The organism is Amycolatopsis sp. CA-128772, from assembly GCF_002904295.1.
In the GTDB taxonomy this organism is placed as follows: Bacteria; Actinomycetota; Actinomycetes; order Mycobacteriales; family Pseudonocardiaceae; genus Amycolatopsis.
The window spans coordinates 146,881-160,838 of sequence record NZ_PPHG01000069.1 but is presented as its reverse complement, the minus strand read 5'-3'; the positions used below and the strand labels follow the sequence as shown (position 1 = coordinate 160,838).

Below are 13,958 nucleotides of genomic sequence, written 5' to 3'. Positions count from 1 at the left end.
CCCAGCCGCTGCCGCGGCCGGTGCCGCCGCCCCCGGCGCGGCCCGCCCCGGGTGGCGCCGAGTCCGGCCAGTACGCGCGCCCGGTCCCGCCGGAGCCGGGCCAGTTCGCTCGGCCGCCGCAGGAATCCGGGCAGTTCGCCCGCCCGCAGGAGCCCGCGCAGCCTCCCGCGCCGCCCCAGCCGTCGCAGCAGCTGCCCGTGCCGCCGCGCGGCGCGCCCCGCCGGCAGCCGCCCTCGCAGCAGCTGCCGACCCCGCCGCAGCCGTCGCAGCAGCTGCCGGTCCCGCCGGCGGCCGAGGAGACCCGCGGGGCCGTCCCGCCGGTCCGGCGCCGTCCCGGCCCGCCGCAGCCCTCGCAGCAGCTGCCGACCCCGCCCCAGCCGTCCCAGCAGCTGCCGGTGCCGCCGCCCGGCGGCCCGCTGTCGGCCCGGCTCGACGGCCTCAACGGCACCCCGGACGCCGAGATCGACGCCCCGCTGGGCCCGCCGATGCCCAGCGGCACGTTCGCGACGCCGCCCGCGGCGCCCGGCCGCCCGCGGCGGGCCCCGTCCCGCCGTCCCGAGCCGAAGCGCGAGGACCACACCGAGCAGTTCTCGGCGATCCCCGACGACGAGCCGCCGGCCCCGCCGGTGCCGCCGAAGGGCAAGAAGCCCGAGCCGCCGGAGCCGTCCTCGCCCGCGGGCCTGGCCAACTGGCGCAAGCGCCGCCAGAAGGAGCAGATGGAGGACACCGAGATCGGCGTCATGCCGGCGGTGCCCACCGACGCCCCGGACGACGGCTACCCCGAGGACGACTTCGAGCCCGACGGGTTCGCTCCGGAGGGCAGCGGCTACCAGGCCGCCTACGACGGGGGGCCGCCGACCGGCGCGTACCCGCCGCCGATGCCGTTCGCGCCCGGCGACCGCGCCTCGCGGGCGCCGATCCCGGACGACCTCGCGCCCTACGAGCGCGAGTTCGCCGACGACTACCCGGCGGACGGCCCGGACTTCGAGCAGGACGACTACGCCTACGAGCAGGGCGAAGGCTACGAGGACGACGAGTACGACGACGTCCCCGAGCCGGCCGCGGAGCCGGAACCCGCGGCCTCGCCGGGCAAGCAGTGGCTGGCCCTGGCCGGCCAGCTGGCGATGGGCGTGGTCGGCGGCGCTGCCGTCTGGCTGGGCTTCAACTGGCTGTGGGTGAACATCCCGGCCGCCGCGCTGGTCGCCGCGCTGCTGGTGGTCGTCGCGCTGGTCTGGATCGTGCGGAAGATCCGCCGTGCCGAAGACCTGCAGACGACGGTGCTCGCGGTGCTCGTGGGCCTGGTGGTGACCGTGTCGCCGGCCGCGCTGCTGCTCGTCGGCCGCTGACACGCGCGGTGATCCGCGTCGCGTTGGCGGCCCGGCGGCGCCGCCCGCCCAGCGCGGGCGGGGCAGGATGACGCGCGTGACAGACGAGCAGCCGGTCCCGGTGGGCCTCAGCACGGCGTCCGTGTGGCCCCTGAAAGCGGGCACGGCCTTCGAGCTGGCCGCCGAGCTGGGCTACGACGGCGTCGAGGTGATGGTCTGGGCCGACCCGGTCAGCCAGGACGTCACGGCGCTGCGGCGGCTGTCACGGCGCACGGGCGTGCCCGTGCTGTCGATCCATTCGCCGTCGCTGCTGATCACCCAGCGGATCTGGTCGCCGGACCCGGTGGTGCGGCTGCGGATGTCGGTCGACGCCGCCGTCGAGCTCGGCGCGCGCACGGTGGTGGTGCACCCGCCGTTCCGCTGGCAGCGCCGCTACGGCGACGCATTCGGCGATCTGGTCCGGGAACTGGAGGACTCGAGCGGCGTCGAAATCGCGGTCGAAAACATGTTCAAGGTCCGGCCGCCCGGTGGTTCGAAGAATTCGCGCGTGTCCGCGTTCCGGCCGTCGATCGACCCGACGGACGTCGGGTTCCGGCACTACACGCTCGACCTGTCCCACACAGCGGCAGCCGAGACGGACGCGCTGGCGCTCGCGCAGCGGATGGGGGCCGGCCTCTCGCACGTCCACCTGGCCGACGGCACCGGCGTCCCGAAGGACGAACACCTGGTACCCGGCCGTGGCGGCCAGCCCTGCGCCGAACTGCTCGAGAAGCTGGTCAGCAACGGTTTTGCCGGCCAGATCGTGCTGGAGATCAACACCCGGCACGCGGTCACCGCGGCCGAGCGCGTGCGGGATCTGGCCGAGGCGTTGTTGTTCGCGCGGTTCCACCTCGGGCAATAACTGAGCACGTTCCACCCGGACACCCCTGCTCCCGAGTGCATTTGCGCCGGTCCAACCCGTAAAGTTCGGACCGTGAACCCGTCGCTCTCGTTGCTCGTCACCTACCGGAATTCTCGAAACGGCGCGGACCGTTCGTGAGCGGAATGGACGGCACCGCCGTGTCCTTCGACACGGCGAGTGCGGCGCGGTCGCTGGGGGACGGCACCTTCACCGCGGTGCTGCGTGCGGAATGGGCCATCGGCTCCCACCCGCACGGGGGTTTCCTGCTCGCTCTGCTCGCCCGCGCGGCGATCTCCGCCCTGCACGAGCGCGGTGAGCCGCACGCGGAGCCCCTGGTGGTCAGCGCGGAGTTCCTGCACGCGCCGGCGCTCGGCCCGGTCCTGCTGCGCACGGACGTCCGCAAGGTCGGCCGCCGCGCGACGGTGGTCGAGGTCCGCCTGGAACAGCGCGGCCGCAGCTGCGTCGAGGCCAGGGTGACGACGGGCCGGCTCCCGATGCGCCGCCCGGAATGGACGGACGTGCCGTCGATGCCGGCCGAGCCCCCGCCGGGCGCGCTGGCGATGGCCGAGAGCACGGAGGGGCCGTTCAACCTGGCCAAGGGCTGCGAGGTCCGCCTGGACCCGGCCACGGCGGGTTATCTGGCGGGCCGCACGGACGAGCCGCCCCGGATGCGGCTGTGGGTGCGGCCGCGGCACAGCCTGGTGGACCCGTTCTTCACGCTGCTGGCCTCGGACGTGAACCCGCCGGTGGTGATGAACCTGGGCCGCATCGGCTGGGCCCCGACGGTCCAGCTGACGGCGCTGCTGCGGACGCGCCCGGCCCCGGGCTGGCTGCGGGTGGTGGTGGAGTCGAGGTCGGTGCACGAGTCGTGGTTCGACTCGGACGCAACGGTGGTGGACGCCCAGGGCCGCCTGGTGTGCCAGGCCCGCCAGCTGGGCCTGGCTCCGGCACCGGGCGGCTGAGCGCCGGCCGCGGGACGCCCGGGACGCCCGGGGCGGACGCACCGACCGTCCCGGTACGCGAGCCGACCGTCCCGGTACGCGAGCCGACCGCCGGGGTACGCACGCCCGCGCCCCGGCACCGGCGTCCTGGGCGGCGTTTGGCACGCTTGACCGCATGACGGTCATCGCGGTGCTGGGTGCGGGAAAGATCGGCGAGGCGTTGCTCTCGGGGCTGCTGCACGGCGGCCACGAACCCGGCGACCTCCTCTTCACCGAGCGGTACCACGCCCGCGTCGAGGAACTCACCACCCGCTACGGCGTCCGCGGCGTCGAGGTCGAGGAAGCCGCGAAGCGCGCCGATGTGCTCGTCGTCGCCGTCAAGCCGCAGGACATCGAGCCCGTTCTCGACGAACTCGCGCCGCTGCTCGGGCCGTCGTCGCTCGTCGTTTCGCTCTGCGCCGGGCTGCCCACCTCGCTCTACGAACGGCGCCTCGCCGCGGGCGTGCCCGTCGTGCGGGTGATGCCGAACACACCGATGCTGGTCAACGAGGCCATGAGCGCCATCTCCGCCGGGCGGTACGCCACCGCCGAGCACCTCGCCGTGGTGCGGGACCTGCTCGCGCACGTCGGGCGGGTCGTGGAGGTGCCCGAGGCGCAGCAGGACGCCGTCACCGCCCTGTCCGGGTCCGGCCCCGCCTACTTCTTCTACCTGGTCGAGGCCATGATCGACGCCGGGATCCTGCTCGGCCTGCCGCGGGCGCTGGCCGGCCAGCTGATCATCCAGTCGGCGGTCGGCGCGGCGAAGATGCTCGCCGAATCCGACGAACACCCCGTGCTGCTGCGCGAGGCCGTGACCTCGCCGGCCGGCACCACCATCAACGCCATCCGCGAGCTCGAGAAGCACGGCGTCCGCGCCGCCCTGCTGGCCGCCATCGAGGCCGCGAAGGACCGTTCCGTAGAGCTCGGGAAGGCGCACGACGAAGCCTGATTTCGCCGGAACGGGCGATTCCCCGGGTCTTGCACGCGCGGGTGCTTGTGCGTTAGCGCTGGTAGGAGCCCATCTCGGTGACAGGCGTCGCATTAGTCCCACCAGTCCCGCTACTCTCGATAGAGCACGTGCGTGTCGATACCACAGGTGGGGAAGCCTCGTGGCGCGACACGTGTCGAAGGACGCGGTAAACATGTCGCCGAACAAGAAGGAGGATTTGCCCGCCGTCGGGCAGGTCCAGTTCCTGACGGTCGCCGAGGTGGCCACGCTGATGCGGGTCTCCAAGATGACCGTCTACCGTCTCGTCCACTCGGGTGAGCTGCCCGCCGTCAGGGTCGGGAAGTCCTTCCGGGTGCCGGAGAAAGCAGTGCACGAGTACCTGCAGGGTGCCTATTACGACGTGGGTTGAACCGGTCTCCGGGCACGGGCGCACAGCGCTACAACGTGCCCGCCGACCGGCCCTCGCCGGGTGACGGGTAACCTGGAAAACCGCTCGTGCCTGTGCGCTCCACCCGTTGGACGCTGCGCCGGGCAGCGTGACCGACGACGACCTAAGGAGCGCCCATGGGCTCTGTGATCAAGAAGCGCCGCAAGCGCATGTCGAAGAAGAAGCACCGCAAGCTGCTGCGACGCACGCGAGTGCAGCGTCGTAAGGCCGGCAAGTAAATCCGGCAGAGCGTGACCGTGGCCCGTCCAGCTTCTGGACGGGCCACGTCCATGTGGTGGGCACGTTCCCCCCGTTCGAGTGAGGCGTTCGTCGCTTTCCGGGGGAACCGTGGTCGATAGCACGTGAGACCGGCCTGAGCTACCACTGAAGAGCGGTAACATCTCAAGGGCGTCCGCGCGATCCTTCCAGTGAGTGCAGGTTCGCGCGCCTCGGGTGACCGTCCACCCCCCACATGCCCTACGCCGCAGGGAGTCGCATGCCGTCGAACATCGTGCTCGTGACCGGGGTCGCCGGGGAACTGGGCGGGAAACTGCTCGCCCGGCTGGGCAACAACCCGGACTTCGAACGGGTCATCGGTGTCGACACGGTCCCGCCGGACAAGACGGTCCTGCAGCGCATGGGGCACGCGGAGTTCGTCCGCGCGGACATCAGGAACCCGTTGATCGCCAAGGTGATCAGCACCGCCCGGGTCGACACGGTGGTGCACGCGTCCTGCACCGCGCACCCGGCCGGGCCGGGCCGCCGCACGGCGATCAAGGAAGTCAACGTGATCGGCACCATGCGGCTGCTCGCGGCGTGCCAGCGCTCCCCGCTGGTGCAGAAGCTGGTGGTCAAGTCGACCGCGGCGGTCTACGGCGCCGGCGCCCGCTCGCAGGCGGTGTTCACCGAGGACTCCGAGCTGATCCCCACCTCCACCAGCGGCTACGCGAAGGACGCCGTCGAGATGGAGGGGTACGTCCGCGGCCTGGTGCGCCGCCGCCCGGACATCACCACGACGCTGTTCCGCTTCGCCAACATCATCGGGCCGGAGACCGACACCGTGCTGGCCCGCTACTTCGCGCTGCCGGTGGTGCCGACGGTCTTCGGCTTCGACGCGCGCATCCAGCTGCTGCACTCCGCGGACGCGCTGTCCGTGCTGGAGCGGGCCACCCTGACCGATCACCCGGGCGTGTTCAACGTCGGCGCGGAGGGGGTACTCACCCTTTCGCAGGCGATCCGGCGAGCCGGCCGGGTCGAGCTGCCGATGCCGCGGAGCGTGGTTCCGTCGGTCGGCAAGGTGCTGCGCGGCGCCCGCGTCGTGGACTTCTCCGCCGACCAGGTCCGGCTGCTGAACTTCGGCCGGGTCGTCGACATCGCCAAGCTGAAGCACGAGTTCGGGTACACCCCGCGGTGGACCACGCGAGAGGCGTTCGACGACTACATCGCCGGACGCGGGCTCCGTCCGGTGCTCGACGGCGGCAAGCTGGCCGGCCTGGCCGGCAAGGTGCTCGTCGCGGCCGCGACGGGACAGAGCCGGTGAGCAGGCCGCACGACTTGGACGACTTCGGAAGCGAGGCGGGAACGGTGGGCGGTGCCGAGGCGCAGGTCATCCCCCTGCACGGACCGGGCCGGGAGAAGCCGGAGGCGCCGGCGGCCGGGCGGGACCTCCGTGAGCAGGAGGGCGCGCCGGTCGTCGCCTTCCCCGGGGCGGACCAGCCGCCCGCTGCCGACCCCCTTTCGGACGCCGCCCGTTCGGCGCTCGGCTTCATCCGCGACCGGCTGACCGGCGACTACACGGTCGACGAGTTCGGTTTCGACGCCGAGCTGACCGAAGCGGTCTTCCTGCCGCCGCTGCGCGCGCTGTACAAGAAGTGGTTCCGCGTGGACACCCACGGCGTCGAGAACCTGCCGGCGGCCGGTGGCGCGCTGCTCGTGTCGAACCACTCGGGCACCATCCCGCTCGACTCCCTGATGACGGCCGTGGCGGTGCACGACGAGACAGGCGGCCGTCACCTGCGCGGCCTCGGCGCCGACCTCGTCTTCCAGGTGCCGCTGGTCGGGTCGTTCGCCCGCAAGTCCGGCCAGACGCTGGCCTGCCACGCGGACGCGGAACGCCTGCTGCGCAAGGGTGAGCTGGTCGGCGTGTGGCCGGAGGGCTTCAAGGGCGTCGGCAAGCCGTTCGCTTCGCGCTACAAGCTGCAGCGCTTCGGCCGCGGCGGGTTCGTGTCGGCCGCGCTGCGCGCCGGCGTGCCGATCATCCCGGTGTCGGTCATCGGCGCCGAGGAGATCTACCCGAAGCTGGGCGACATCAAGGTGCTGGCCCGCATGCTGGGCCTCCCGTACTTCCCGGTGACGCCGTTCTTCCCGCACTTCGGCCTGCTGGGCGCGCTCCCGCTCCCGACGAAGTGGAGCATCGAGTTCGGCGAGCCGATCCCGACGGACGCCTACGACCCGGACGCGGTCGACGACCCGATGCTGGTGTTCCAGCTGACCGACCAGGTCCGGGAGTCGATCCAGCAGACGCTGTACCGCCGCCTTTCGCAGCGGAAGTCGGTCTTCCGCGGCTGAGCGCCGGCGTCACGCGACCCAGTGCTGGGTCTCTGGCCCACGTGCCGGACCAGGTCGGTGACGGTCCACTCCGGAGCCGCCGGCACGGTTCGAACGACGGCGGCGAGGATCGACACGCTCCCGAAAAGACCGTCCGAACGGACCTCGCGTCAGCGGCGGCGGTAGGCCATCCCCGCCGCCACCGCGCCGGCCAGTGCGCCCGCGCCCAGCACCGATGGCACGCCGATCTTGGCTGCCTTGCGGCCGGTGCGGAAGTCGCGGATCTCCCAGCCGCGGGCCCGGGCCACGTCACGGAGGCCGCCGTCCGGGTTGACCGCCACCGCTGTGCCCACCGCCGAGAGCATCGGGATGTCGTTGGCCGAATCCGAATACGCCGTGCAGCGCTTGAGGTTCAGGCCCTCGCGGGATGCCAACGCCCGCACCGCGTGCGCCTTCGCGCGGCCGTGCAGGAGGTCGCCGACCAGGCGGCCCGTGTACACGCCGTCGCGGGTTTCGGCGACCGTGCCCAGTGCGCCCGTCAGGCCGAGGCGGCGGGAGATGATCGCCGCCAGCTCGATCGGGGTGGCCGTCACCAGCCAGACGCGCTGGCCCGCGTCGAGGTGCATCTGGGCCAACGCGCGCGTGCCGGACCAGATTTTGTCCGCCATCAGCTCGTCGTAGATCTCCTCGCTGATCGACGTCAGCTCGGCCACCGTGCGGCCGGCCACAAAGGACAGTGCGCGCTCGCGGTGGGTCTTGATGTCCTCTTTGTTCTCGCGGCCGCCGAGGCGGAACTTGATCTGGCCCCACACGAACCCGGCCAGGTCCGCCGACGTGAAGAACTTGCGCGCCGCGAGCCCGCGGGCGAAGTAGAAGATCGACGCGCCCATCATCATCGTGTTGTCGACGTCGAAGAACGCGGCCGCGGTGAGGTCCGGCGGGGCGGGCGGTGCGACGGGTCCCGCGGCCACCTGGGCGGCCTCGGCCGACGCCTCCCCCGCGAGCGCGGCGAGCCGTTCGAGCTCCTGACTCTTATCCCTGCCACGCCAAGCTGACACGCACACCGCCTCCACGTTCGCCCAGGTCCCGGCGACCGGGGAAGTCCGGGTCCTTCGCACAGCGTAGCGAGCCGCCCACCGCCCCGGCGCAGGTGTGGCCCGGACCTCAGCCGATGACGATGGGCGGCAGACCCGGCAGCAACGGCGGGATCGAAACCAGCGGCGGCGGGGTGGTCGTCGACGTCACCGGCGGCCGCGGCGACGTCGTCGGCACCTGGCCGTAGACCGGGGGCGGGGTCACCCCGCCGGTCGGCGCGGGGATGCCCGGGGTCGCCGCGGCGTCCGACGGCGGCAGCTGCGTGCCGGTCGGCGTCGGCGAAGTGCTGTCCGACGACGAAGGCGCGACGGACACGGGGGACTGGCTGACGCCGCCGGCCGCCGGAGCGGGCCGCTGCGTGCACTCGCCGGTCGCCGGGAGCGGGCCCAGGTCGTCGGACGTGCCGGTGGTGATCTGGTAGCAGTTCATCCGCGCGACCAGGCCGCTCGTGCGCTCCTGGACCTGGCCGAGCAGATCCCGGACGTTGCCGAACACCGGCGCCGCGTCCGCCGGGAGCGGCTGCGAAGCCAGCCTCGACGCCTGGTTGCGCGCCCACAGCCGGACGTCGGAGAGCGCCTGCGCCCCGCTGCCGTCGCTGGTCGCCACGGCCGACATCTGGGCGACGCCGGCCCGCAGGTCGGCGGCGAAGTCGTCGTAGGCGGTCCGGTAGTCGGCCTCGCTCCCGCCCTGGGCGGCCAGCTCGCCGAGCTCGGTGATCCGGTTGGTGGCGAACTCCAGGTGCTTGCGGGCCTTCTCCTGGTCGCCGAACGTCAGGCCGAGCGTCGTCGACTCCCCGGCGCGCTTGACGCCGTAGAGCGGGTCGCCCGGCAGTGCGGTGCGCGAGAGCACCAGCGACAGCCCGGCGAGGACGAGGAACAGGAAGAGCGCGGCGGCCACCAGGTCGGCGGTCCGCGGCCGCCACCTCCGACGGGGGGTGGTGGCCGCCGCCGTCTCCAGGCGGCCCGCGATCTCCGCGCGGATCCGCTGCCGCGTCTCCAGGTCGGGCGCCCCGGCCGCGCCGAGCTCGCGCAGCGCGCCGACGAGCGCGAGTTCGTCGGCGAACTCGCCGTCCCGGGGAACCGGGGACGGCTCGCAAGCACGCGCGAACCGCTCGCTCTCGGCTCGCTCCCGGGCAAACCTCACGGCGCTGTTCTTCCTCTCGGCCCACGGCCGGTCTGGCACCGGTCTGCGAGGGGTAACGATCCAGAAGCCGTGAGGGTTACCGGTTTGGGCCGACGAACGCAAAAGTTCGCGGGTTCAGCGCAATCCGGTGGGCAGAAGTTGTGCCAATCGGCGTACGGCGCGGTGCTGCAGCGCCTTGATGGCGCCTTCGTTGCGGTTCATGATCTCGGCCGTCTCGGCCACCGAGAGGCCCTGCAGGAACCGCAGGACGATGCATTCCCGCTGGTCTTCGCCCAGTTCCGCGACGCAGCGCAGCAGCTCGGTGCGGGTGGCGCGGCTGATCGCCTCCTGCTCGGGGCCCGCCTGCGCGGTCGCGCCGACGCTGAACGGCGCCGAGCCCGGCTCGGTCACCTCGTCGGTGACCACCTCGAGCTTGAACCGGCTCGACTTCACGTGGTCGAGCACCAGGTTGCGGGCGATGGTGACGAACCAGGCGCCGACGTCACGCCCCTGGTAGGTCACCGACGTGATCCGGCGCAGCGCACGCAGGAACGTCTCGCTGGTGACGTCCTCGGCCAGGTCGCGGTCGCCCAGCCGGAACAGCACGTAGCGGTAGACCACGTCGACGTAGCGGTCGTAGAGCCGGCCGAAGGCGGACGAGTCGCCGTCCTGCGCGGCTCGCACCAGTTCCCACGCCTCGGCCTTCGCCGCCTCGGCGCGCTCGTCGTCGGAGGCCTGCCGGCTCAGCGGTACGGCCGAGGGACGCCCGAAGACGCGCTCGGCGAACATGAAGACGGGCCCGCGGCTCACGGCGGTCGGGACGGTCATCGGGCGGCACCTCCGGCGGCGGCTTCGACCCAGCGGGCCACGGTACCCCCGGAACTCCGGCGAGCAGGGGCCGGCCGGCTCGCGTGCCCCACGACCTCGTGGGCAGGCAAGTTCGTCACGGCGACTCCCTCTCTCCGGTCGCTCCGGTGATCAACAACACCGGTGCGACGCAGTGCAGCATACGTGTTGTTACCGCTAAGTAGGTAGTGGTTCCGGGGTTGCGCAGACGGAACGCTCGCGGTCAGCACCCATGACGTCGCTTCAGATGACAGACTTGCAACGGTTCGGTTCGGGCGAGGAGAGGTGGGCCGCGGGTGAGCGCCGGAACGGAGACGCAATCGGGGGTCGGCGGGCTGCTCACGCGGGCCGCGGCCACGTGGCCGGAGCACCCGGCCGTGCGGGAGACCGGCACCGGGCGCGGCCTGACCTACCGCGAGCTGGCCGCCGCCGCCCAGGTCCAGGCCGGGCTGCTGGCGGAGGCCGGCGTCGGGCCGGGCGACCGGGTCGGGCTGCGGCTGCCGACGTCGGTCGACTTCGCGGTCGCCTTCTTCGGCGCGCTGCGGGCCGGGGCGGTCGTCGTGCCGCTGTCACCGCAGGTGCCGGGGCCCGAACTCGCGAAGCTGCTGGAGCACAGCGGCGCGAAAGTCGTCGTCCAGCGCGACGCGGACGCGGACCTGCCGGCGGGCGTGAGCGGAGTCACGCCGGCGGGTGACCCGGATGGAGTAGTCGAATCCGTCGAATCCGGCCGCTCCGGCGAGGACATCGCGGTCGTCTCGTACACGTCCGGCACCACCGGGCCGCCGCGCGGGGTGATGCTCTCGCACCGGGCGCTGCTGGCGAACCTCGAGCAGATCAGCGGGGTCGAGGGCGTCCTCGAACACGACGACCGCGTGCTGATCACCATCCCGCTCTTCCACGTCTACGGCCTCGGGCCGGGGCTGCTGCAGGCGGTCGCCGCCGGCGCCACCGCGATCCTTTCGGAACGCTTCGAAGCCCAGCGCACGCTGGACGACTGCGCCGAGCACGGCGTCACCTCGATCACCGGCGTCCCGACGATGTACGGCGAGTTCGCCGCCCTCGGCGCCGACGAGCTCCGCCGCGGGCTGGCGACCGTGCGGCGGATGACGTCGGGCGCGGCACCGCTGCACCCGAAGGTGCTGACCGCCATCCGCGAGGCCACCGGCCTCGACGTCTACGAGGGCTACGGCCTCACCGAGTGCGCGCCGGTGGTGACGTCGACGCTGGTCACGGGTTACCCGAAGCCCGGCTCGGTCGGCCGCCCGCTGCCCGGGATCGAGCTGCGGCTGGTGGACAGCGACGGCACCGACCAGGCCGTGCCGCTCGACCCGGACGACGTCGGCGACGTCTTCGAGGCCGTGGGCGAGACCGGGCTGGTGTCGATCCGCGGCGCCAACCTGTTCTCCGGCTACTGGCCGGACGGCGGCCACGGGCCCGACGACAAGGGCTGGTTCCGCACCGGCGACGTCGGCTACCTCGACACCGACGGCGACCTGCACCTGGTCGACCGGGCCAACGACCTGATCATCGTCAACGGCTTCAACGTCTTCCCCCGCGAGGTCGAGGAGGTCATCGGGCAGCTGCCGGAGGTGGCCGAGGCGGCGGTCGTCGGGGTCGTGGACGAGCGCAGCGGCGAAGCGGTGAAGGCGTTCGTCGTGCCGGCGGCCGGGGCGGCGCTGTCCGAGCAGCAGGTCGTCGACCACTGCGCGGCCCACCTGGCCGGGTACAAGGTGCCGCACCTGGTCGAGTTCGCCGAGTCGCTGCCGCACTCGGCCACCGGGAAGCTGCGCCGCCTGCGGCTGCGGTAGGAAGGACGGCATGGCGCACGAAGTGACGGTCATGGGCCGCGACGGCTGCCACCTCTGCGAGGTCGCCGAAGCCGAGGTCGCCCGGATCTGCGGCGAGCTGGGTGTCGCGTGGAAGGCCGAGGACGTCGACACGGACCCGGAGTGGCGCGCGGAGTACGGCGACCGCGTCCCGGTGATCCTGGTCGACGGCGCCGAGCACGGCTACTGGCGCGTCGAAGAGGACCGGCTGCGGCGAGCCCTTCAGCCGTAACACGTCCGTAAGCCGGATCCGGCCGCCGCTTCACGCTCTCGCTCCGAAGATGGAGGCGTGAGCACTCTGCAGGAAGCCCCGCCCGAAGCGCCCCGGCGGCTTTCGCTGCCCGTCGCGACCCTGATCGGGCTCCTCGCGCTGGCCGCGGCCCTCGGCGTGGGCCACCTCGTCGCCGGCTTCGTCGGGTACACCGCGTCGCCGTTCATCGCGGTGGCCAACTACGTGGTCGACCACAGCCCGACCGGCATCGTGAAGTGGGCCGAGCGGACCCTGGGCACCTGGGACAAGCCGGTGCTCAAGCTCGGGCTCGCCGTGGTGCTGGTGCTGTTCGCGCTGCTGGCCGGGCAGCTCTCGCGCCGGACGCCCCGGGCCGGGCAGGTGCTCGTCTTCCTGCTGGGCGCCGCCGGTGTCGCCGCCGTGTTCGTGCGCAGCGACCTCGGGCAGCTCTCCCTCCTCGCGCCGGTCGCCGCCCTGGTCGCCGGTCTGGCCGTCTTCACCCTCCTGCACCGGCTGGCACTTTCACGTGAAAGTGCCCACCAGGGGGCGGCACTTTCACGTGAAAGTGCCCACCAGGGGGCGGCACTTTCACGTGAAGGTGCCGCTTTGGGGGCGTCGAGGCGGAAGTTTTTGCAGGTGGGGGTGGGGGTCGCCGCGGGGTCGGGGCTGGCGGCTGTGGTGGGGCAGGTTGCCGGGACCAGCTCGGACGCCGAGGACTCGCGGGCCGCCGTCGGGCCGCTCGTGCCCGCGCGCACCGCGCCGCCGCTGCCCGCGGACGCCGACTTCGCGAAGCTCGGCTCGCCGCCGTTCCTCACGCCGAACGCGGACTTCTACCGGATCGACACCGCGCTGGTCGTGCCGCAGCTGCGCACCGAAGACTGGAGCCTGCGCATCCACGGGATGGTCGACCGCGAGGTGACGTTCTCCTACGCCGACATCCGCAACCGGCCGCTGGTCGAGCGCCGGGTGACGCTGACGTGTGTGTCCAACGAGGTCGGCGGCCCGCTGATCTCGAACGCGACCTGGCTCGGCGTCGACCTCGCCGACCTGCTGGCCGAAGCCGGCGTGCAGGCGGGCGCGCAGCAGATGTTCGCGACCAGCGTCGACGGCTGGACGTGCGGCACCCCGGCGAACGTTGCCCTCGACCCGGCCCGCGGCGCGATGCTGGCGATCGGGATGAACGGCGAGCCGCTGCCGGTCGAGCACGGCTTCCCGGCCCGGATCGTCATCCCGGGCCTGTACGGCTACGTGTCGGCGACGAAGTGGGTCAAGTCGCTCGAATTCACCCGGTGGACGGACCGGCAGGCGTACTGGCTCAGCCGGGGGTGGGCGGAACAGGCCCCGATCAAGACCGAATCGCGGATCGACACGCCCCGCGGCTTCGCCGGCGTCACCGCGGGAAAGGTCCGCCTGGCCGGCACGGCGTGGGCCCAGCACACCGGCATCGCGAAGGTCGAGGTCCGGCTCGACCAGGGCGCGTGGCGGCCGGCGGTGCTGTCGGCCGAGGTGAGCAAGGACACCTGGCGGATGTGGTGGATCGAGCTCGACGTGCCGAAGGGGACGCACCAGGCGTTCGTCCGGGCGACCGACCAGGACGGCTACACGCAGACGGAGAACCGCGCCGACCCGGTCCCGGACGGTGCGACCGGCTGGCACTCGGTGACGCTCAACGCGAGCTGACGCGGGAACTGCCTTGGCGGGCAAGGATTCT

The 13,958-nt window shown here is 72.7% G+C and carries 14 protein-coding genes; 11 read left to right on the top strand and 3 right to left on the bottom strand.

Going from position 1 to position 13,958, the window contains the following annotated elements:
• The 8 genes from C2L59_RS48200 to C2L59_RS24710 all read left to right on the top strand — a co-directional run.
• On the top strand, window positions 1-1,346 hold a 1,346-nt coding region (locus C2L59_RS48200), incomplete at its 5' end, for a hypothetical protein (protein ID WP_199199237.1).
• Window positions 1,347-1,413: 67 nt separating this feature from the next.
• Complete coding sequence (locus C2L59_RS24740) at window positions 1,414-2,226, top strand: sugar phosphate isomerase/epimerase (RefSeq protein ID WP_199199236.1); 813 nt, start codon at window positions 1,414-1,416, stop codon at window positions 2,224-2,226.
• Between the two features lie 143 nt (window positions 2,227-2,369).
• The gene (locus C2L59_RS24735; protein WP_103351888.1) at window positions 2,370-3,188 is read left to right on the top strand and encodes a thioesterase family protein; all 819 of its coding nucleotides are present in this window, start codon (window positions 2,370-2,372) and stop codon (window positions 3,186-3,188) included.
• A gap of 154 nt (window positions 3,189-3,342) precedes the next feature.
• The gene (proC, locus tag C2L59_RS24730; RefSeq protein ID WP_103351887.1) at window positions 3,343-4,155 is read left to right on the top strand and encodes a pyrroline-5-carboxylate reductase; all 813 of its coding nucleotides are present in this window, start codon (window positions 3,343-3,345) and stop codon (window positions 4,153-4,155) included.
• Window positions 4,156-4,348: 193 nt separating this feature from the next.
• Window positions 4,349-4,564: a helix-turn-helix domain-containing protein gene (locus C2L59_RS24725; RefSeq protein WP_013222402.1), complete on the top strand. Its 216-nt coding sequence runs from the start codon at window positions 4,349-4,351 to the stop codon at window positions 4,562-4,564.
• Window positions 4,565-4,719: 155 nt separating this feature from the next.
• On the top strand, window positions 4,720-4,821 hold the full coding sequence (locus C2L59_RS24720) for a 30S ribosomal protein bS22 (protein WP_007030867.1): 102 nt from the start codon (window positions 4,720-4,722) through the stop codon (window positions 4,819-4,821).
• Window positions 4,822-5,078: 257 nt separating this feature from the next.
• Window positions 5,079-6,122: an NAD-dependent epimerase/dehydratase family protein gene (locus C2L59_RS24715; RefSeq protein ID WP_103351886.1), complete on the top strand. Its 1,044-nt coding sequence runs from the start codon at window positions 5,079-5,081 to the stop codon at window positions 6,120-6,122.
• 14 nt (window positions 6,123-6,136) lie between these two features.
• Window positions 6,137-7,150, top strand: coding sequence for a lysophospholipid acyltransferase family protein (locus tag C2L59_RS24710; RefSeq protein WP_103351900.1), 1,014 nt, complete (start codon window positions 6,137-6,139; stop codon window positions 7,148-7,150).
• Between the two features lie 149 nt (window positions 7,151-7,299).
• Here C2L59_RS24710 and C2L59_RS24705 read toward each other — a convergent pair whose 3' ends face one another.
• The 3 genes from C2L59_RS24705 to C2L59_RS24695 all read right to left on the bottom strand — a co-directional run bounded on the left by C2L59_RS24705 (window position 7,300) and on the right by C2L59_RS24695 (window position 10,174).
• Complete coding sequence (locus C2L59_RS24705) at window positions 7,300-8,187, bottom strand: HAD family phosphatase (RefSeq protein WP_233223656.1); 888 nt, start codon at window positions 8,185-8,187, stop codon at window positions 7,300-7,302.
• A 106-nt stretch (window positions 8,188-8,293) separates the two neighbouring features.
• Window positions 8,294-9,367 carry a DUF5667 domain-containing protein gene (locus tag C2L59_RS24700; protein WP_103351884.1) on the bottom strand — a complete coding sequence of 358 codons (1,074 nt, stop codon included), beginning with the start codon at window positions 9,365-9,367 and terminating at the stop codon, window positions 8,294-8,296.
• 114 nt (window positions 9,368-9,481) lie between these two features.
• Window positions 9,482-10,174 (bottom strand): sigma-70 family RNA polymerase sigma factor, encoded by a 693-nt coding sequence (locus C2L59_RS24695; RefSeq protein WP_103351883.1) that lies wholly within the window; start codon window positions 10,172-10,174, stop codon window positions 9,482-9,484.
• A gap of 314 nt (window positions 10,175-10,488) precedes the next feature.
• On the opposite strand from C2L59_RS24695, the gene C2L59_RS24690 reads away from it, so the two are divergent.
• Genes C2L59_RS24690 through C2L59_RS24680 form a run of 3 tightly spaced genes read left to right on the top strand, consistent with a single transcriptional unit; the run spans window position 10,489 to window position 13,927 of the window.
• Window positions 10,489-12,000 (top strand): long-chain fatty acid--CoA ligase, encoded by a 1,512-nt coding sequence (locus C2L59_RS24690; RefSeq protein WP_103351882.1) that lies wholly within the window; start codon window positions 10,489-10,491, stop codon window positions 11,998-12,000.
• Window positions 12,001-12,010: 10 nt separating this feature from the next.
• Window positions 12,011-12,250, top strand: a complete 240-nt coding sequence (locus C2L59_RS24685) for a glutaredoxin family protein (protein WP_103351881.1) — start codon at window positions 12,011-12,013, stop codon at window positions 12,248-12,250.
• Window positions 12,251-12,307: 57 nt separating this feature from the next.
• Complete coding sequence (locus C2L59_RS24680) at window positions 12,308-13,927, top strand: molybdopterin-dependent oxidoreductase (RefSeq protein ID WP_103351880.1); 1,620 nt, start codon at window positions 12,308-12,310, stop codon at window positions 13,925-13,927.
• Window positions 13,928-13,958 lie beyond the last annotated feature (31 nt).

Bases quoted from the DNA above. Each gene is read 5' to 3' on its own strand.
- C2L59_RS24725 (WP_013222402.1), top strand. From the start codon at position 4,349: ATGTCGCCGAACAAGAAGGAGGATTTGCCCGCCGTCGGGCAGGTCCAG.
- C2L59_RS24740 (WP_199199236.1), top strand. From the start codon at position 1,414: ATGACGCGCGTGACAGACGAGCAGCCGGTCCCGGTGGGCCTCAGCACG.
- C2L59_RS24715 (WP_103351886.1), top strand. From the start codon at position 5,079: ATGCCGTCGAACATCGTGCTCGTGACCGGGGTCGCCGGGGAACTGGGC.
- C2L59_RS24695 (WP_103351883.1), bottom strand. From the start codon at position 10,174: ATGACCGTCCCGACCGCCGTGAGCCGCGGGCCCGTCTTCATGTTCGCC.
- C2L59_RS24685 (WP_103351881.1), top strand. From the start codon at position 12,011: ATGGCGCACGAAGTGACGGTCATGGGCCGCGACGGCTGCCACCTCTGC.
- C2L59_RS24720 (WP_007030867.1), top strand. From the start codon at position 4,720: ATGGGCTCTGTGATCAAGAAGCGCCGCAAGCGCATGTCGAAGAAGAAG.
- proC (WP_103351887.1), top strand. From the start codon at position 3,343: ATGACGGTCATCGCGGTGCTGGGTGCGGGAAAGATCGGCGAGGCGTTG.
- C2L59_RS24735 (WP_103351888.1), top strand. From the start codon at position 2,370: ATGGACGGCACCGCCGTGTCCTTCGACACGGCGAGTGCGGCGCGGTCG.